The organism is Comamonas kerstersii (genome assembly GCF_002056725.1).
GTDB lineage: Bacteria > Pseudomonadota > Gammaproteobacteria > Burkholderiales > Burkholderiaceae_C > Comamonas > Comamonas kerstersii.
In genome coordinates this window covers 165,680-183,069 of sequence record NZ_CP020121.1, presented here as the reverse complement: position 1 = coordinate 183,069, position 17,390 = coordinate 165,680, and the positions used below count along the sequence as shown (strand labels likewise).

Genomic DNA, 17,390 nt, shown 5'->3' with positions numbered 1-17,390 from the left:
TCATGCTGTTGCGGTGGCTGATCTTGCTGCTGGTGCAGGCTGCACTGGCGGGGCTGGGGTTCTGGGTGTTTGGCCCATGGGGTGCTGCAGGCGGTGTCTTGCTGGCTGCATGGCTGAGCCTGCTGTGGGACCAGTGGCAGGTGCAGCGCCTGCGCCGCTGGCTGATGGCCGGAGAGCTGTCTGCTGCCAGTGGCCTGCGTGGCAGCTGGTCCATGGTCAGCACCTATGTGCGCCGTGCTGTGCGTCAGCGAGAGCAGGCCGTGGCATCTGCCGAGCAGCGTGTCTCAGACATTCTGGATGCCCTGCAGGCCAGCCCCAATGGCCTGGTGCTGCTGGATGCACGTGGCCACATTGAATGGTGTAACCAGATGGCAGAACGCCACTTCGGCTTTGAAGCCCAGCGCGATCTGGGACAGGCTATAGGCAATCTGGTGCGAGACCCTGCGTTCAGCAGCTACTGGTCTGGGCAGGACTTTGCCAACCCCATCGTCATGCAGGGGCGTGAAAGCTCGGCTTCGCGCCCCGTGCGCCTGTCGGTGCATATCTACCCCTATGGCGATGGCCGCTATCTGATGCTGGCGCGAGACATCACCCAGCTGGAGCAGGCGGATGCCATGCGGCGCGACTTTGTGGCCAACGTCTCGCACGAAATTCGCACGCCGCTGACGGTGCTGGTGGGCTTCATCGAAACCCTGCAGACACTGGTGCTGAGCGAAGAAGAGCGCAAGCACTACCTGCACCTGATGGCGCAGCAGGCCGGGCGCATGCAGAACCTGGTGCAGGACTTGCTCATGCTCTCACGCCTGGAAGGCAGCCCCTTGCCGGGCTATGAAGACTGGGTGCCTGTGGCCCACCTCATGCGCCAGTGCGAGGTGGAGGCGCAGGCACTGTCCAAGGTGCTGACCAAAAGCAGCCAGAACCCTCACGTGCTGGCCTTTCCGCAGGATGGGGATGCGGGCATGGAGCTGCAGATTGCAGGTATGCAGGCAGAAATCCTCAGTGCCTTTTCCAACCTCATCAGCAATGCCTTGCGCTACACACCAGCAGGTGGCCATGTGCAGGTGCAATGGGACGTATTGCCCGATGGCAGCGCACGCTTTTCGGTCAAGGACTCTGGCCCGGGCATTGATGCAGCGCACATCCACCGGCTCACGGAGCGCTTTTACCGTGTGGACCGCAGCCGTTCACGCGATACGGGCGGCACGGGCCTGGGGCTGGCCATCGTCAAGCATGCGCTGCAGCGCCATGGAGCCAAGCTGGAAGTGCACAGCCAGCTGGGGCAGGGGGCAACCTTCAGCGCTGTGTTTCCGGCGCAGCGCCTGCGCAGGGCTCAGGCTGCTTAAGTGCATGAACGCATGAACGAAAACGGCTGCATGATGCAGCCGTTTTTTTGTGGCTCAATGTCGGTGTGCCAGCAGCACGCGGCGCATGAGATAAATAAAAATAATAGCTACCAGCGCAAGTGATACGCCACTTCCAATCCAGAAAGGTGTTGGATTCGTTGACCAGAGTGCGCTAGTTGCTTCATTTTTGTAAGCAAGCCAGTAGCCGCCAGCCAGACCACCGCCCCACAGCAGGCTGCAATAGACAATCAGCGGGGCCACGGTCACACGCCAGCAGCGCAGCAAAAAGATGCATACGCACTGGATGCTGTCAGACGCGTGGTAGAGCGCCACCCACAGCAGCAGGGCCGAAGTCAGTGCCACCACGCCAGGGTCTGCCGTATAGATCTGGGGCAGGGCTTCGCGTGCCAGCAGCAGCGTGCCGGAGAGTACCAGGCCGCTGGCGGCCGCAATCTTCAGCCCCATCCATGCCAGCTTCTGCGCCTGTGCCTCATTGCCGGTGCCACGCCACCAGCTCACCCGGGCGCTGATGGCAATGCCCAGGGACAGCGGCACCATGTAGCACACGGCAGCCAGATTGGCGGCAATCTGGTGGCTGGCTGCAGACAGTGCGCCTTGCCGCGCCACAAACAGGGCGACCAGAGTGAAGGACGTCACTTCCACCAGAATCGACAAACCAGCCGGCACGCCCAGTCGCAAGAATGCGGCCAGACGCCTGAAGTCTGGCGCTTCCATGCGCTGCCACAGCTGCAGCGGCGCATAGAGCTTCTGGTAGCGCATCAGCACGATGGCGACGATGGCAATCGCATAGTCCACCAGCAGCGTAGCCCAGGCACAGCCTGCTGCGCCCTGTGGCTCCAGGCCCCAGCCGCCAAAGGTAAACCAGATAGACAGCGGCACTTTCAGCACCAGTGCACCGACCTGCAGCCAGGTCACCAGCTGTGGGCGGCCCAGCGCCTGATTGAGTGTGGTGTAGAGGCGAAAGAACATGGCCGAAGGCAAGGCCCAGCCCACGATGATGAGGTAAGTGCGCACATCGCCCTGCATGCTCTCTGGCACTTCGGTCCAGTTCAGGATGGGGTCTGGGAACACCAGAATCACCATGCCCAGCAGCGTAAAGCCCAGCGCCAGGTACAGGGACTGGCGAAACGATGCGCCAATGGCGGCCGTCTCGCCGCGTCCGTGCTGTTCGGCCCAGATGGGCAGCAGCGCCTGCAGTACGCCCATGAGCGATACGTAAACACTCACAAACAAGGCAGAGGCCACAGACAGTGCAGCCAGTGCATCCGCGGAATAGCGGCCTGCGACGATGGTGTCGGTCACGCCAAAGGCCATGATGGCCAGTTGCCCCGCCAGCACCGTGCCAGCATGCCGCGCAATGGTCGCAAGTTCATGCATGATGGAAAAAATCCTTGCCCGTTCAGGGCTTGCGGCGCAGCACCATCAGATAGTCGTGGCGGTCGGTGGGGCGCATGACACGGGCTTGCAGCAGCCAGTCCTGCGTCTGCTCGGCAGGCAGTGCCGACCAGGCCATTGGTGTGGCAATCAGCCATTCACAGCGCTGGGCGGTTACCTCGCCCTGGTCTGCACGTTGCAGCTCCCAGTCCGTGTAGTGGCGCATGGCTGTAGTCAGTGCCGGGTCAAAGCCCAGGGTCTGCATGCAGCGCACATCCGCTGGAATGTGCTGGCGCAGTGCCTGAATGTGCGGGCCATAGCTGCGGCCATAGTCCAGCATGGGCAGCCACAGTGTCATGAGCAGCACCCAGCCCAGCACCGTGCCGCCTGCGGGCACGGCCAGGCTCTTCCAGATGGCAGCGCGGTGGCGGCGGGTGCGCCATGCCACCAGCAGCAGCCAGGCAGCGGTTGCCGCTACGGCCACCAGGAAGGGGAACAGGGCAAACGAAGGCTCAAAGCCAATGGCCAGGCGCTGCACGTTGGCGGCAGGCTTGGCGGGAAAGCCGGTCTGTACCGAAATCCACACCACCCAGATAGTGATGGCCGAAACGGTGAAGAAAAACAGCGTCAGCCAGTCAATCAGTGCGCCCAGGCTGCGCTTGAAGGTGGGCAACGCAAATGCTGCCAGTGTGGCTGCAGCGGGCAGCGACAGAATCAGCGCACGGTCGCCTTCTGCGGTGAACAGTGTGCACAGCAGTGCAATCAGCCACATCCACAGCGGCCAGGCGATATGCGGGTTGCGCGTGGGGTGCTGCAGCTGCCTGCGCCAGCACCATAGTGCCCACAGTGCCAGGGGCCAGGTGGGCCAGCTGAACCAGATCAGCAGACGTGCCATGCTCTGCCAGTCCTTGCCCTGCTGCCAGGGGTTGATCAGGCGGTACTCCCACAGCCCTAGTGCCCAGGCCGCAGCCGCTGCCACAGCCATGGACAGTGCCCACCACGCAGCCCAGCTGTAGCGCTGTGCCAGCTTGGGCGTGCGCACCAGCAGTGCCATGGCCATGGCACCAGCACCCAGCAGCATGGCCATGGCAGGTGCACCAGCCAGTGCCAGCGCCAGCGTTCCCGTCATGGCGGCGATGGCTGACAGTCTGGGCTGCCACCACATGGAAGCCGCTGCAAAAAACACCACGCAGGCAGCGCTGAGCTGCGTCAGTGTGTGGCTGGTTTCGTGCGAAAACTGCGCCAGCCCCAGGCAGGCGAGCAGAGCCAGCAGGCCACCATCGGCCAGTGCACGGGCATAGTCTGTGGGGGAGGCTTCGCCGCCAAACGCAAAGGCCACAGGCTGCGCGCCGGGTGTGCGTGCCAGGCTGAAGACGGCGCGCCATGTGCACAGCAAGGCCAGCACCAGCAGCAGCATGAAAGGCAGGCGCACGACCAGATCGGGCGGCATGGCCGCTGGCAGCAGCTTGAGCGCCCAGGCACCCAGCCAGTACTGCAGCAGGCCTGGGTTTTCAGGTGTCAGCCCGTCCAGCAAGGGCGTGGTCCAGGCGGATTCCCCTTGCGCCATGGCCTGCATGTAGCCAAACGCTGCAATATCCACATCACGCCACGGCTCCCGGCCAACGAAACCAGCAAGTATGTAGGTAGCGCACAGCAGCAGCATGATCCAGCGGGGCAGGCTGCGGACGGCGTTCTGGGCGACGATGGCGGGTGATGGCGGATTCATGGATAACAACAAGCGGCAGTGCTGCACGGGCCGCACCGCCGACACAAAGGCTAAAAGCTGATAGAGATGCCAAGCATGCCATGACTGCTGCGAGTGTGCAGTCGCTGGGTGCATGCGCGCTGTGCGCAGGAGGCAAGAAAAAAAGGCAGCCTGGTTGCCCGGGCTGCCTTTTGGCGGGGAAGCAAAAAAATTACTTCTTGCCGAAGCGGTTGCGGAAGCGCTCCACACGGCCGCCCATGTTGTCCACCGACTTTTGAGTGCCAGTGTAGAAGGGGTGAGATTCAGAAGTGGTATCCAGCTTGAACAGAGGATATTCCTTACCTTCGAAAGTCTCAGTTTCCTTGCTGGGCACGCAGGAACGTGTCACGAACTTGAAACCGTTGGACATGTCCACGAACAGAACTTCGCGGTAATCGGGGTGGATGCCTTCTTTCATAATCTTCCTTTAGCAAGTGCGGCAGCCGTATCGGACCTGAAGCAACCATTGCTTCAAATAAATCCCACATACTTACCGCAGAAAAAAGCCCCTCATTATAGCTTGAGGGGCCAATTGTCTGCACAGCAGACGGATGGATTAGCCGCCGCGACGCATCATGTCGAAGAACTCGACATTGTTCTTGGTCTGCTTCATGTTCTTCATCATCAGCTCCATGGCCTCGATTTCGTCCATGTTGTACATGAATTGACGCAGGATACGGGTCTTTTGCAGCACTTCAGGCGGCAGCAGCAGTTCTTCGCGGCGGGTGCCCGACTTGGACAGCTCGATCGCAGGGAAGACGCGCTTTTCGTACAGACGGCGGCTGAGGTGGATTTCGCAGTTACCGGTGCCCTTGAATTCTTCAAAGATCACTTCGTCCATGCGCGAACCAGTGTCGACCAGTGCGGTGGCGATGATGGTCAGCGAGCCGCCTTCTTCCACATTGCGCGCTGCGCCAAAGAAGCGCTTGGGGCGATGCAGAGCGTTGGAGTCCACACCACCAGACAGCACCTTGCCCGACGAAGGCACGACGTTGTTGTAGGCACGGGCCAGACGGGTGATGGAGTCCAGCAGGATGACCACGTCTTTCTTCAGCTCGACCAGGCGCTTGGCGCGCTCGATCACCATCTCGGCCACGTGGACGTGGCGGGTGGCAGGTTCGTCGAAGGTCGAGGCAATGATTTCGCCGCGCACCGAACGCTGCATTTCCGTCACTTCTTCAGGGCGCTCGTCCACCAGCAGCACCATCAGGTGCACGTCGGGGTTGTTGGCCGTGATGGCGTGGGCAATGTGCTGCATCATCATGGTCTTGCCGCTCTTGGGAGGGGCAACGATCAGCGCGCGCTGACCACGACCGATAGGGGCGATGATGTCGATGATGCGGCCGGTGATGTTCTCTTCGGACTTGATCTCGCGCTCGAGCTTCATCTGTTCCTTGGGGAACAGCGGCGTCAAGTTCTCGAACATCACCTTGTGCTTGTTCGATTCAGGAGAGTTGCCGTTGACCTTGTCCAGCTTGGTCAGGGCAAAGTAGCGCTCGCCATCCTTGGGCGTGCGCACTTCACCTTCGATCATGTCGCCGGTGTGCAGGTTGAAGCGGCGCACCTGGCTGGGGGAGATGTAGATGTCGTCGGTGCTTGCGGTGAAGCTGGTGTCGGGGCTGCGCAGAAAGCCGAAGCCGTCGGGCAGGATTTCCAGCACGCCGTCAGCAAATACTTGTTCACCAGCCTTAGCGCGCTTTTTGATGATGGCAAACATCAATTCCTGTTTGCGCATGCGGCCGGTATTTTCAATGCCTAATTCTTCGGCCTGCTTCAACACTTCAGACACGTGCAGTGCCTTGAGTTCGTTAAGGTGCATCTGGAGTTACTCCTAGCGGAGTTTCAAAGAAATCTGGGGAGGTGGCGAATGCCAGAGTATTCGGCGGGAAGCGCAGTACGTCGATGGCTTGCCAAGATGATCAGGAGCGGACGCCCATGCATTGGGCCGTGATCAGGCGTCGATTATGACAGGAAAAGAAAGCAAATTGCACGCGTCCTGACAGTGGGGCAATTTGCGCTGATCTTGTGAGAAAGAAAAGCAGGGTGTTGAGGGTCTGAATGCAGGAGGCCGGAGCTGCAGTGCGCAGGCTCCGGCCATGCCGATTAGGCGATTTGCTGGTCGATGAAAGCCGTCAGCTGAGGCTTGGCCATGGCGCCCACCTTGGTGGCTACCAGCTCGCCGTTCTTGAACACCATCAGCGTAGGAATGCCGCGGATGCCGAACTTGGCAGGGATTTCGCGGTTTTCATCCACATTCATCTTGGCAATGGTGATCTTGCCTTCATAAGCCTGGGCGACGTCGTCCAGAATGGGCGCAATCATCTTGCAGGGACCGCACCATTCGGCCCAGAAGTCCACCAGCACGGTAGTGCCGGGCTGCAGCACGTCAGCTTCAAAGCTGGCGTCGGTGACATGCTTGATGAGTTCGCTTGCCATGGGGAGGTTTCCTTGAGATTTGGGTCTATGTCGTGTGCTGCGCACGGCAGCTGCCGCACGCGAAAACTGCATCAATTGTGACAGAAACCAAAGTCCGGATTCCGGTTAAGGGCTGGGGGTGTTCCTATGTCTGCCATAGCTGCTGACAATGCTTTGCAAAGGGGGCGCCGCCTGCACATGGTCTGGAGGCAGCATGGGCCTTGCGTCTGGCGGTATGCTGCACGCCCTTTGGCGTTCTGCGTCGTTGTTATTTGTTGAAAGTTCAGGGTTTGAGTATGTCTGTTGCCGTTCTGCCACCATTGCAGTGTGAGGTTGCCATCGTCGGAGCTGGCCCGGCCGGGCTGATGGCTGCCGAGCAGCTGTCAGCCCGGGGCGTGTCCGTGCATGTGTTTGACGGCAAGGCATCGGTGGGGCGCAAGTTCCTGCTGGCAGGCAAGGGCGGTCTGAACCTGACGCACTCTGAAGCCTTTGAGCGCTTTGTTGAGCGCTATGGCGAGTCGCAGCCCATGCTGCAGCCACTGCTGCAGGACTTTGGCGCAGACCAGCTGCGCGCCTGGGCCGATGGGCTGGGTATTGGCACTTTTGTGGGTACCTCGGGCCGTGTATTCCCCACGGAGATGAAGGCTGCGCCCCTGCTGCGTACCTGGCTGGCACGCCTGCGTGCGCAAGGCGTGGTGTTCCATATGCGCCATCTGTGGAAGGGCTGGGACGATGCCAAACACCTTCTGATGGAAACGCCTGCCGGTGTGCAGCCTGTGCAGGCCAAGGCTACGCTGCTGGCGCTGGGCGGCGGCAGCTGGGCGCGTCTGGGCTCGGACGGCAGCTGGGTGCCGCTGCTGCAGGCCAAGGGCGTGCAGGTGGCAGCGCTGCAGTCCACCAACTGCGGCTTTGATGTGGGCCAGCCTGCGGCCGCCATGCCAGAAACGGCCACCCGCCGCGCTTTTTTCCAGGAACTGATCGGCAGCAAGTCTGCGCCGCCCAAGGGCTGGAGTGCGCTGTTCACTGAGCGCTATGCAGGCGCGCCGCTCAAGTCAGTGGCGATTCGCTTTACGGACAGTCTGGGGCGCAGCTTTGAGCGCAAGGGCGAGTTTGTGGCCACGGCCACTGGCGTGGAAGGTAGCCTGATTTATGCGCTGTCCAACCTGCTGCGCGATGAGATCTTGCTCACGGGCAGTGCTACGTTGGAGCTGGATCTGCTGCCCGCCTTCTCGCACGACAAGGTGCTGCAGGAAGTGCGCCACCCCCGTGGCTCGCGCAGCCTGTCCAACCACCTCAAGGGCCGACTGGGGCTGGATGGCGTCAAGCTGGCGCTGCTGTATGAAGTGCTGAGCAAGGAATCCATGCAGGACCCCGCCAAGCTGGCGCAGGCCATCAAGGCGCTGCCCATTACCGTGGTGGCAGCACGCCCCATGGATGAAGCCATCAGCACGGCCGGTGGTGTGATGTGGGCGGCCATGGATGAGCAGTTGATGTGCAAGGCACTGCCTGGCGTGTTCTGTGCTGGCGAGATGATTGACTGGGAAGCGCCCACAGGCGGCTATCTGCTCACGGCCTGCTTTGCCACAGGCGTGCGCGCGGCACGTGGTATTCAGACCTATCTGGCTTCATAACTGATAGCTGCCAGCGCTTGATGTACGGTGTTTTCAAAGATATTTCTATCTGAAAACCTTATGAATCAAGCGCTGGCAGCTATTTTTATAAAAGTGCTTATTCCGGAAGGCGGCTTGCTGTCTAGCTTGCCAGCAGGTTGTGGAGTGCCTGCTGCAGCTGCGGATACTGCCAGGTAAAACCAGCCTCCTGCAGGCGGCGAGGTGCCAGGTGCTGACCGCCCAGCAGCAGTACAGACATCTCCCCCAAAAGCAACCGCAATGCCCAGGCGGGTGTGGGAATCAGCGCTGGTCTGTGCAAGGTCTGGGCCAGCGTCTGCGCAAACTGCATATTGCGCACGGGCTCCGGGGCGCAGGCATTGAAGACGCCGGAGCAATCTTCACGCTGCAGCAAGCTGTCAATGATGCGGACCTGGTCATCCAGATGTATCCACGGTATCCATTGCTGGCCGCTGCCCAGTCGCCCGCCCAAGCCCATTTTGTAAAGCGGCAGCAGCCGCTGCAGCATGCCGCCATGGGCAGACAGTACCGGCGCAATGCGCAGCAGCACCACGCGCACGCCGAGCAGGCTGGCTTTGTGCGCCTCCTGCTCCCAGGCATCACACAGCTGGCTGCCAAAGTCTGGCAGGCTGCTGGAGCTGCTTTCATCCAGCAGCTTGTCGCCACCATCGCCATACCAGCCTACGGCAGAGCCAGAGATCAAGACCCGTGGTGGCGTGCTCTGCTGGCGCATCCAGTCCACCAGCGTGCGGGTGAGGTCTACACGGCTGCGCCAGAGCATGTCGCGCCGCGCCTGTGTCCAGGGGCGGTCGGCAATGGGGGCGCCTGCCAGGTTGATGACGGCATCAAAAGCGGTCTGAGGTAGCTCGCTGAAGGCCTGCACGCCTTGAGCGCCGCTGCACAGCTGTGGCACCTGGCTGGGGCTGCGGCTCAAGACCCACAGCTCATGGCCTTGAGCATGCCAGTACTGGCAAAGGGCGCGGCCTATCAGGCCAGTGCCACCCGTCAGCAAAATACGCATGGGATGTTTCCTTGAAGCACGGAAGGGGGAAAGTTCTACCAAGCTTGGGGCATTGTTCGCATGGCCCACACAACTTGTTGCCCGTAGTGTGCCTCAGCTGTCGTGGGCGGAATATGCCCTGTGCGGAGCTGTGATCTGCAGTGGTTTGGGTGAGGCTGAAGCTCTCAGGCGTTTTTGTGGATACTGCTGCGCTGAAATTTGGCACTGAGGTCTGTTGGAGCTTAAGGCGGCTTGGTTCCCTACCTGATCCGGTTGGCTGCTTCCCCATGCGAGGGGGCCTGTCAGACCCTTTTAGACCAAAGTGACACAGTGAAGTGGCACGTGGAATAGGGCTTGAGTCTCCCAAGGGGAAACTGTTTTTTGGAGGGTGATTTCTGAGCTGCCTTTGATTATGTTTCGCAGGCTATTCGTCGCATTAACGGAAGAGATTGAAAACTTGCGTAGCCTTTTAGAGGCTAAGTCCAAAAGTTGTTGGAAATCGGTTGGTTTCTAACCGCCCTCAAACAGCCCTGCTGACATGTCACAAAAATAGGGTGTTGACTTCTCTGCCCCCATCCACAGGAGCGGTTCAAGGACACCTTGTGTAGTTTGTACTGGCAATGCTTACGCGCCCACCTAGCACCAAGGTCTTTGGGTGCAACGATGCTTAGGTCGTAGATACCGCTCTGGCGATGCAGTCCAATGAGGGACGCCACAGATGCATCAACGATGTCTGGATAGGACAAAGTGGCACACCAGAGTGATGCAGAAAGAACTGAAGGGGGCTTGGGGATAGATAACTCTTTGATTGCCAAAGAAATCCCTGAGAGAAGTTGACAAGCCTTACCTCGGCACTGGTTTCACAGTTAGGGCTGCTTGGTTCCCCACCTGACCCGGTTGGCTGCTTCCCCATGCGAGGGGGCCTGTCAGAGATGGATTATAGGGGTGTTTGCGTCTCGAAGATGTGACATGAGCAGATAAAACTGCCTGCCCAGGGCTTGCCAGGCTGGCAGACCGTAGAATCAGCGCCTATGTCTTATCTCGTGCTCGCTCGTAAATACCGTCCCCGCAACTTCGCCGAAATGGTGGGGCAGGAGCACGTCGTGCAGGCGCTGGGCAACGCGCTGACGCAGCAGCGTCTGCACCATGCGTACTTGTTCACTGGCACACGTGGTGTGGGCAAGACCACGGTCTCGCGTATTTTTGCCAAGTCCGTCAATTGCACCGGGCCAGATGGCAAGGGTGGAATCACAGCTACGCCTTGTGGTGTCTGCCCTGCATGTACTGAAATTGATAGCGGCCGCTTTCCTGACTATATCGAGCTGGACGCGGCCTCCAACCGTGGTGTGGATGAGGTGCAAAGCCTGCTGGAGCAGGCGGTGTACAAGCCCGTGCAGGGGCGCTTCAAGGTCTTCATGATCGACGAGGTGCACATGCTCACCAACACCGCCTTCAACGCCATGTTGAAGACGCTGGAGGAGCCGCCCGAGTACCTCAAGTTTGTGCTGGCTACGACTGATCCGCAGAAGGTGCCGGTCACGGTGCTCTCGCGCTGCCTGCAGTTCAATCTGCGGCCCATGGCACCCGAGACCGTGTTTGAGCACCTGACGCAGGTGCTGGCCAAGGAAAGCATTCCCGCAGAGCCCCAGGCGCTCAAGCTGCTCTCTCGTGCCGCGCGCGGTTCCATGCGCGATGCACTGTCGTTGACGGATCAGGCCATTGCCTTTGGCTGTGGCCAGCTGCAGGAAGCAGCCGTGCGCCAGATGCTGGGCAGTGTGGACCGTGGCTATGTGTTTCGTCTGATTGGCGCGCTGTCGCAGGGCGATGGCCGTACTGTGGTGGAAACCGTGGATGCATTGCGCCACAACGGTATCTCTGCCGCTTCCACGCTGGAAGAAATGGCCAGCGTGCTGCAGCGCATGGCCGTGCTGCAGGCCGTGCCAGATATGGCGGCTGCCACCGATGCCACCGACCCGGATGCCGTGCAGATGCTGGAGCTGGCGCAGGCCATGCCTGCTGATGAAACCCAGTTGCTCTACAGCATCTGTCTGCATGGCCGCCAGGAACTGGGGCTGGCCCCCGATGAATATGCCGCCCTGACCATGGCGCTGCTGCGTCTGCTGGCTTTCAAGCCGCAGGGTCAAGCAGCTGCTACAGCACCGGCTGAAAAAAAAACACTGAATCTGCCTGAACTGCCGCCCAGTCAGCCTAAAACTGCACCACAGCCACAGCCACAGCCACAGCCACAGCCACAGCCACAGCCACAGCCACAGCCACAGCCACAGCCACAGCCACAGCCACAGCCACAGCCACAGCCACAGCCACAGCCACAGCCACAGCCTGCTGTAGTGGCTGAATCTCATCCGCAGGTGGTGGCGCAGGAGGTCGTGGTGCAGGAAATTCTTGCCGAAGCAGCGCCTGCTGCTGCAGAGCCTGTGGAGGAGGCTGCGCCAGCGGAAGTTGCCCTGGCCAAAATGGCAGCTCCTCAGGATGAGCCACCCCCATGGGAAGAACTGCCGCCTGAGGCCATGGATGCGCCGCAGTCCTTCGACAGCCAGGAGCCGCCTGCGTGGGTGGATGTACCCATGGAGGCCGAGCCCTACGCCGCCGCGCCTGTGTCTGCGGCCCAGGTACAGGCATCCGCAGAGCCTGCGGCCAGCGATATGCTGCAGACTACCCCGCTGGGCGATGTCTGGTATGCCGTGGTCAAGCAGCTGGATGAGGCGCAGACCATCGTGGCGCTGGTGCGCCAGCTGGCCATGCAGGCGCAGCTGGTAGCGCGTGAGGGTGGCGTGTGGACGCTGCGTGTGCAGCGCAGCTCGCTGAACCAGACCACCACACGCGAGCGCTTGCTAAAAGCACTGTCGCAGGTGACAGACTGCACCAGCTTGCAGGTGGAAAGCGGTCTGGCGACGGATACGCCTGCCCTGCGCGACAAGGCACATGCCGAAGCACGGCAGAAACAGGCCGAGGCCATTGTGCACAGCGACCCGAAGGTGCAGCACCTGGTGCAGAGCCTGGGGGCGAGCATCGTGCCCGGTAGCATTCGGCCGGTATAGGTTTAACAGCGAAGAGGTCGGCCCAAGTCATGGCACTATTGGCCTCTTTGATTTTTACGTGACACGTTCAACAAAAGGAAACCAACCATGTTCAACAAAGGACAACTTGCCGGTTTGATGAAGCAAGCTCAGGCCATGCAGGACAACTTGAAGAAGGCACAGGAAGAGCTGGGCAATATCGAAGTCGAAGGCGAGTCGGGTGCTGGCTTGGTCAAGGTGGTGATGACTTGCAAGCACGACGTCAAGCGCGTGACCATTGACCCCAGCCTGCTGGCAGAAGACAAGGACATGCTGGAAGACTTGGTGGCTGCAGCCTTTAACGCTGCCGTGCGCAAGGCTGAAGAGACCTCGAACGAAAAAATGTCCAAGCTGACCGCTGGCATGCCTGGTCTGCCCGGTGGCATGAAGTTCCCCTTCTAAGACCCGCTCACTTACATATTGCGGCACCGTTGCCCGGCCTGCTCTGAGCGCAGATCTGCGTGTGGCTGGATGGTGTGAACGGTACCAGTCAAGCGTGCAATACATCTGAAGGGAAAGCTATGTGCTTTCCCTTTTTCTTTGGATAGGGACGATGTCAGATCTGCAACCTCTGGACCCGCTGATTCAGGCGCTGCGCCGTTTGCCCGGCGTGGGCATCAAGTCTGCGCAGCGCATGGCTTTTTACCTCATGCAGCGCGACCAGGAAGGCGCACGCGTGCTCTCGCGTGCATTGATGGAGGCGGTGGATTCGGTACAGCACTGCAGCCGCTGCAACACCTTCACGCACAACACCATCTGCCCGATCTGCGAAGACGTTGGGCGTGATGCCGCGCGCCTGTGCGTGGTGGAAACACCGGCAGACCTAGCAGCCATGGAGCGCACAGGAGCCTATCAGGGCTACTACTTTGTGCTGATGGGGCGGATCTCTCCCATGGATGGAGTAGGGGCCAAGGACATTGGCCTGCCGCAGCTGCTGCAGCGCGTGACCGATGGCAATGTGCAGGAAGTGATTCTGGCCACCAGCTTTACCACCGAGGGCGAGGCCACGGCGCATGCCATTACCGAGCTGCTGCAGGGGCGCCATGTGCAGGTGACGCGCCTGGCGCGGGGCGTGCCTGTGGGCAGTGAGCTGGAATATGTGGATCTGGGCACGATTGCCCACGCGCTGGTGGAGCGCAGATAAGGGCCGCAAATGCACACCTGTGATTTGCTGCCTTGTGTTTGCAGCTCTAAAACAACGCCCCGCGAGGGGCGGGGCGTTGTGGTCAGGTATCAGCGCAGTTCAGCGCTTTTTCTTGGTGGTGCTGCTCTTGGCTTTCTGAGCCACCTTGGCATTGGCAGGCTTCTTGGTCGTGCTGGCCTGCCTGTTCTTGCTGGCCTTTTGACCAGAGGTATTGGCAGCCATGCGCACGGTCTTGTAGATGCTCAATGACTGACCCGCCTTGAGCTGGGAGTTGGTCTTGAGGGAGTTCCAGCGTGCCAGATCGGCCACGCTCACCCCATTGCGGCGTGCGACGCGGGCCATGGAGTCGCCCCTGCGGACCTTGACACTGGTGCGTCGGGTGACATTGGTGACTTCGGGCGCAAAGGCAATCTTGCCGTTGTCTGCAATGTGTGAGGCCACATCACCCATGTGCTGCGAGGTGCGAGGCACCATCAGGGCAGACCCCGCCTTGATCATCATGCGCGGTGGAATGCGGTTGACGCTGCGCAGATCGGCCTCGCTCATGCCCACGCGGTCAGCGGCCTGGGCCACTGTCATGGTGCTGGGGGCTACCCATACGGTCCAGCTGGCGTACTGATCGTCGTTATAGGCTTCCAGGTTGCGCTGGAAGACTTTGGCGTTGTCCCAGGGCAGCAGAATCTGTGTGGTGCCGCCGGCAAAGATGGTGGGACGATGAAACGAAGGGTTCAGAGCCTTGAAGTCTTCGAGGCGCACGTCTGCCAGACGTGCGACCAGCTCAACGTCCATGTCGCGCTTGATCTCCACCACCTGGAAGTAGGGGTGGTTCTCGATATAGGGCAGCTCAAGCTGGTACTTTTCGGGGTTGGCGATGATGTTCTTGACAGCCTGCAGCTTGGGCACGTAGTTGCGTGTCTCGTTGGGCATATTCAGCTCGGCATAGCTGGTGCCCAGGCCCTGGCGCTGGTTGCGCTTGATGGCGCGCATCACATTGCCTTCGCCCCAGTTGTAGGCAGCAAGTGCCAGCTGCCAGTCACCAAACATGCCGTAGAGCTTTTCCAGATAGTCCAGGGCAGCGCGCGTCGAAGCCAGCACGTTGCGGCGGTCATCGCGGAAGGCATTTTGCGTGAGGTCGAAGTACGAACCTGTCGCGGGCATGAACTGCCAGATGCCTGCAGCCTTGGCACTGGAGACAGCCTGCGGGTTGAAGGCACTTTCGATATAGGGCAGCAGTGCCAGCTCCATGGGCATGTTGCGCTGCTCCAGCTCTTCAACAATATGGAACAGGTACTTGCTCGAGCGGGTGGTCATGCGCTCGATGTACTCGGGCCGTGAGCTGTACCACTTTTCCTGCACTGGCACGAGTTCGTGGTCTAGGTCTGGAATGGCAAAGCCGCGGCGGATGCGCTCCCACAGATCGTGGTTGGACTCCAGGGGGACGACCTTGGAGGTGCCAGTCTTGACAGGGGTGATGGGTTTGAGTGGTCCGTCAAATTTGGCGGGTGGCGAGCTTGCGCAGCCAGCGAGCACGGCCACGCTGATGGCAAGAAGAAGATGGCGCAAGTTCATCAGAATGCGTTTTTCCATTCGCGCAGCGTGGCAAGCACACTGGCGGGGTTTTGAGGGTGGGTGTCGGGTCGAAAGCGCAGTGCGCTTTGCACGACTTGTTTAACGTCACAACGCAGAAAAGGGTTGATTGCCAGTTCCTGAGCCAGTGTGGAAGGCAGCGTGGGCAGCTGCTGCTGGCGCAGGGCTTCGCAATGCGCGCGGTATTGGAGCAGGTCGGCATTGCTTGGTTCCACGGCGCAGGCAAATTTCAGATTGCTCAGCGTGTATTCATGGGCGCAGGCCACGCGGGTGTGGCCCGGCAGCTGTGCCAGCTGCTGCAGTGAGGCATGCATCTGCTCGGGCGTGCCTTCAAACAGGCGGCCGCAGCCGCCCGAAAACAAGGTGTCGCCGCAAAACAGGATGGGAGCTTGGCCTGCAGGTTCGCAATACCACGCAATATGACCAGCGGTGTGGCCTGGCACTTCCAGTACGCGCCAGTTCAGGCCCAGCAGCTGCAGCTCGGTGCTGGCATCCACGCGGATGACGGGCTCGGGCAGGGTTTCGTAGGCTGGGCCGTAAACGGTTGCGCCAGTGGCGCTGCGCAGTTTGTTCACCCCTCCTACATGATCGGCATGGTGGTGGGTCACTAGAATGGCTTGCAGTTGCAGGCCATGTGCCTGCAGTGCGGCAAGAACGGGGGCAGCGTCTCCGGGATCTACCACCAGGGCTTGTTTGCCGTTGTGCAGCAGCCAGATGTAATTGTCAGAGAACGCGGACAACGGCAGCAGATTCATGAGTGAGTCAAGTCAGAAAGAGCATCCGTGGATGGCAACGGCTTTTGGCCGCTATCTGCTGGAATGGGAGCAGCAGCGGTGCGACGAGGCGGTGGCAGACATTTTCGGCTATCACAGTCTGCAGCTGGGCTTGCCGCAGCTGCAGGCCTTGCGGCAAAACCGCATGCCCCATCAGTGGCTGGCCATGCCCAGCATGGATTTAAACCCTGAAAGTCTAGCTTGCCAAGAGCAGTTGCAGGCGCATTTATGCTGCGCGCCTGAGGCTTTACCGTTTGCAGAGGCCAGTCTGGACCTGCTGGTGCTACCGCATACGCTGGAGCTGTGCCAGAACCCGCACGCAGTGCTGCGCGAGGCAGTGCGGGTGCTGGTGCCTGAAGGGCGGCTGCTGCTGTTCGGGCTGAACCCTTTCAGCCTGTGGGGGCTGCAGCACGGCCTGGAGCGCGTTAGGGCACCGTCGCTCAATGCCTGGCAGGGGCTTTCCTATCTGCGGGTGCGCGAGTGGCTGCAGGTGCTGGCCATGGATGTGGAGGCCGTGGACTTTGGCTGCCATGCGCCTGCCGTGGAGTCTGAGGTGTGGCTTGAGCGCTGGCGCTGGCTGGACAAGCTGGGTCACAAGGCGTGGCCTGTGCTGGGCGGTGCATACTGCGTGCTGGCAGTGAAAAAGGTGCATGGCATGCGACTGCTCGAGCCGGCATGGCGCAAGCACAAGACGGCGCCCAAGGCTGCGGCAGCAGCCGCTTGCCAGCAGGCACCACAAAGGAAAGAAATTTGAACCAAGTCGTGATTTACACAGATGGGGCCTGCAAGGGCAATCCTGGCCCTGGTGGCTGGGGGGTGCTGCTGCAGGCAGGGCCCCATCGCAAGGAATTGTTCGGCGGTGAACTGAACACCACCAACAACCGCATGGAGCTGACCGCTGTGATTGAGGCACTGCGCGCACTCAAGCGCCCCTGTGATGTGGCGCTGTATCTGGACAGCGAATATGTGCGCAAGGGTATTACGGAGTGGATCCACGGCTGGAAAGCCAAGGGCTGGAAGACTGCGGCGAAGCAGCCCGTCAAAAATGCCGAGCTGTGGCAGGAACTGGATCACCTGGTCAGCACAGCAGGCCACCGCATTGCCTGGCACTGGGTCAAGGGCCATGCAGGTGACCCCGGCAATGAAAAGGCGGATGAACTGGCGAACAAGGGCGTTGATCTGGCGCTGGGACGCATTTGATACCTAATCCAAGCTGCGGGCTCTAAAAAATAGAGCGGCTAGCGCTCAAAATTAAAGGGATTCAGATGGAAAACTATCTGAATC

Annotated in this window: 15 protein-coding genes and 1 other RNA gene; 7 read left to right on the top strand and 9 right to left on the bottom strand. The window is 60.5% G+C overall.

Translation table 11 applies throughout. The features are described from left to right. Positions 1-2: 2 nt before the first annotated feature. The gene (phoR, locus tag B5M06_RS00855) at positions 3-1,343 is read left to right on the top strand and encodes a phosphate regulon sensor histidine kinase PhoR (protein WP_054065454.1); all 1,341 of its coding nucleotides are present in this window, start codon (positions 3-5) and stop codon (positions 1,341-1,343) included. A gap of 54 nt (positions 1,344-1,397) precedes the next feature. Here the strand turns inward: phoR and B5M06_RS00850 are convergent, their stop codons facing one another. The 5 genes from B5M06_RS00850 to trxA all read right to left on the bottom strand — a co-directional run bounded on the left by B5M06_RS00850 (position 1,398) and on the right by trxA (position 6,918). Then, on the bottom strand, positions 1,398-2,741 hold the full coding sequence (locus tag B5M06_RS00850) for an MATE family efflux transporter (RefSeq protein WP_054065453.1): 1,344 nt from the start codon (positions 2,739-2,741) through the stop codon (positions 1,398-1,400). Positions 2,742-2,763: 22 nt separating this feature from the next. Then, the gene (locus B5M06_RS00845) at positions 2,764-4,464 is read right to left on the bottom strand and encodes a hypothetical protein (protein WP_054065452.1); all 1,701 of its coding nucleotides are present in this window, start codon (positions 4,462-4,464) and stop codon (positions 2,764-2,766) included. A gap of 190 nt (positions 4,465-4,654) precedes the next feature. Next, entirely contained in the window at positions 4,655-4,900 is a 246-nt protein-coding gene (locus tag B5M06_RS00840) for a type B 50S ribosomal protein L31 (protein ID WP_054065451.1), read from the bottom strand. Positions 4,901-5,038: 138 nt separating this feature from the next. Then, on the bottom strand, positions 5,039-6,301 hold the full coding sequence (rho, locus tag B5M06_RS00835; RefSeq protein WP_054065450.1) for a transcription termination factor Rho: 1,263 nt from the start codon (positions 6,299-6,301) through the stop codon (positions 5,039-5,041). 284 nt (positions 6,302-6,585) lie between these two features. Then, a complete protein-coding gene (trxA, locus tag B5M06_RS00830; RefSeq protein ID WP_054065449.1) occupies positions 6,586-6,918 on the bottom strand; it encodes a thioredoxin TrxA in 333 nt (110 codons plus the stop codon). Positions 6,919-7,193: 275 nt separating this feature from the next. On the opposite strand from trxA, the gene B5M06_RS00825 reads away from it, so the two are divergent. Beyond that, on the top strand, positions 7,194-8,528 hold the full coding sequence (locus B5M06_RS00825; protein ID WP_054065448.1) for a TIGR03862 family flavoprotein: 1,335 nt from the start codon (positions 7,194-7,196) through the stop codon (positions 8,526-8,528). Between the two features lie 121 nt (positions 8,529-8,649). On the opposite strand, the gene B5M06_RS00820 is transcribed toward B5M06_RS00825, so the two are convergent. Together B5M06_RS00820 and ffs are read right to left on the bottom strand one after the other, a co-directional pair. Continuing rightward, on the bottom strand, positions 8,650-9,546 hold the full coding sequence (locus B5M06_RS00820; protein ID WP_054065447.1) for a TIGR01777 family oxidoreductase: 897 nt from the start codon (positions 9,544-9,546) through the stop codon (positions 8,650-8,652). An 811-nt stretch (positions 9,547-10,357) separates the two neighbouring features. Continuing rightward, an RNA gene (gene ffs, locus B5M06_RS00815) (signal recognition particle sRNA small type) lies at positions 10,358-10,453 on the bottom strand. A gap of 103 nt (positions 10,454-10,556) precedes the next feature. Between ffs and dnaX the strand changes: the two genes are divergently transcribed. The 3 genes from dnaX to recR all read left to right on the top strand — a co-directional run bounded on the left by dnaX (position 10,557) and on the right by recR (position 13,746). Beyond that, a complete protein-coding gene (gene dnaX, locus B5M06_RS00810; protein ID WP_080025129.1) occupies positions 10,557-12,584 on the top strand; it encodes a DNA polymerase III subunit gamma/tau in 2,028 nt (675 codons plus the stop codon). Positions 12,585-12,671: 87 nt separating this feature from the next. Next, positions 12,672-13,004 carry a YbaB/EbfC family nucleoid-associated protein gene (locus B5M06_RS00805; RefSeq protein ID WP_054064915.1) on the top strand — a complete coding sequence of 111 codons (333 nt, stop codon included), beginning with the start codon at positions 12,672-12,674 and terminating at the stop codon, positions 13,002-13,004. A gap of 151 nt (positions 13,005-13,155) precedes the next feature. Further along, positions 13,156-13,746, top strand: coding sequence for a recombination mediator RecR (gene recR, locus B5M06_RS00800; protein WP_054064916.1), 591 nt, complete (start codon positions 13,156-13,158; stop codon positions 13,744-13,746). A gap of 99 nt (positions 13,747-13,845) precedes the next feature. On the opposite strand, the gene B5M06_RS00795 is transcribed toward recR, so the two are convergent. Beyond that, positions 13,846-15,315 (bottom strand): transglycosylase SLT domain-containing protein, encoded by a 1,470-nt coding sequence (locus B5M06_RS00795; protein ID WP_054064961.1) that lies wholly within the window; start codon positions 15,313-15,315, stop codon positions 13,846-13,848. After that, positions 15,315-16,088, bottom strand: a complete 774-nt coding sequence (gene gloB, locus B5M06_RS00790) for a hydroxyacylglutathione hydrolase (protein WP_054064917.1) — start codon at positions 16,086-16,088, stop codon at positions 15,315-15,317. Before gloB ends, B5M06_RS00795 begins: the two co-directional genes overlap by 1 nt. On the opposite strand from gloB, the gene B5M06_RS00785 reads away from it, so the two are divergent. Together B5M06_RS00785 and rnhA are read left to right on the top strand one after the other, a co-directional pair. After that, positions 16,087-16,860, top strand: a complete 774-nt coding sequence (locus tag B5M06_RS00785; RefSeq protein ID WP_054064918.1) for a class I SAM-dependent methyltransferase — start codon at positions 16,087-16,089, stop codon at positions 16,858-16,860. The genes gloB and B5M06_RS00785 overlap by 2 nt on opposite strands. Continuing rightward, positions 16,857-17,306, top strand: a complete 450-nt coding sequence (rnhA, locus tag B5M06_RS00780; RefSeq protein WP_054064919.1) for a ribonuclease HI — start codon at positions 16,857-16,859, stop codon at positions 17,304-17,306. Before B5M06_RS00785 ends, rnhA begins: the two co-directional genes overlap by 4 nt. Positions 17,307-17,390 lie beyond the last annotated feature (84 nt).

Excerpts from the sequence above, each read along its gene's own strand:
- phoR (WP_054065454.1), top strand. The coding sequence starts at position 3 with ATGCTGTTGCGGTGGCTGATCTTGCTGCTGGTGCAGGCTGCACTGGCG.
- B5M06_RS00850 (WP_054065453.1), bottom strand. The coding sequence starts at position 2,741 with ATGCATGAACTTGCGACCATTGCGCGGCATGCTGGCACGGTGCTGGCG.
- B5M06_RS00845 (WP_054065452.1), bottom strand. The coding sequence starts at position 4,464 with ATGAATCCGCCATCACCCGCCATCGTCGCCCAGAACGCCGTCCGCAGC.
- B5M06_RS00840 (WP_054065451.1), bottom strand. The coding sequence starts at position 4,900 with ATGAAAGAAGGCATCCACCCCGATTACCGCGAAGTTCTGTTCGTGGAC.
- rho (WP_054065450.1), bottom strand. The coding sequence starts at position 6,301 with ATGCACCTTAACGAACTCAAGGCACTGCACGTGTCTGAAGTGTTGAAG.
- trxA (WP_054065449.1), bottom strand. The coding sequence starts at position 6,918 with ATGGCAAGCGAACTCATCAAGCATGTCACCGACGCCAGCTTTGAAGCT.
- B5M06_RS00825 (WP_054065448.1), top strand. The coding sequence starts at position 7,194 with ATGTCTGTTGCCGTTCTGCCACCATTGCAGTGTGAGGTTGCCATCGTC.
- B5M06_RS00820 (WP_054065447.1), bottom strand. The coding sequence starts at position 9,546 with ATGCGTATTTTGCTGACGGGTGGCACTGGCCTGATAGGCCGCGCCCTT.
- dnaX (WP_080025129.1), top strand. The coding sequence starts at position 10,557 with ATGTCTTATCTCGTGCTCGCTCGTAAATACCGTCCCCGCAACTTCGCC.
- B5M06_RS00805 (WP_054064915.1), top strand. The coding sequence starts at position 12,672 with ATGTTCAACAAAGGACAACTTGCCGGTTTGATGAAGCAAGCTCAGGCC.
- recR (WP_054064916.1), top strand. The coding sequence starts at position 13,156 with ATGTCAGATCTGCAACCTCTGGACCCGCTGATTCAGGCGCTGCGCCGT.
- B5M06_RS00795 (WP_054064961.1), bottom strand. The coding sequence starts at position 15,315 with ATGAACTTGCGCCATCTTCTTCTTGCCATCAGCGTGGCCGTGCTCGCT.
- B5M06_RS00785 (WP_054064918.1), top strand. The coding sequence starts at position 16,087 with ATGAGTGAGTCAAGTCAGAAAGAGCATCCGTGGATGGCAACGGCTTTT.
- gloB (WP_054064917.1), bottom strand. The coding sequence starts at position 16,088 with ATGAATCTGCTGCCGTTGTCCGCGTTCTCTGACAATTACATCTGGCTG.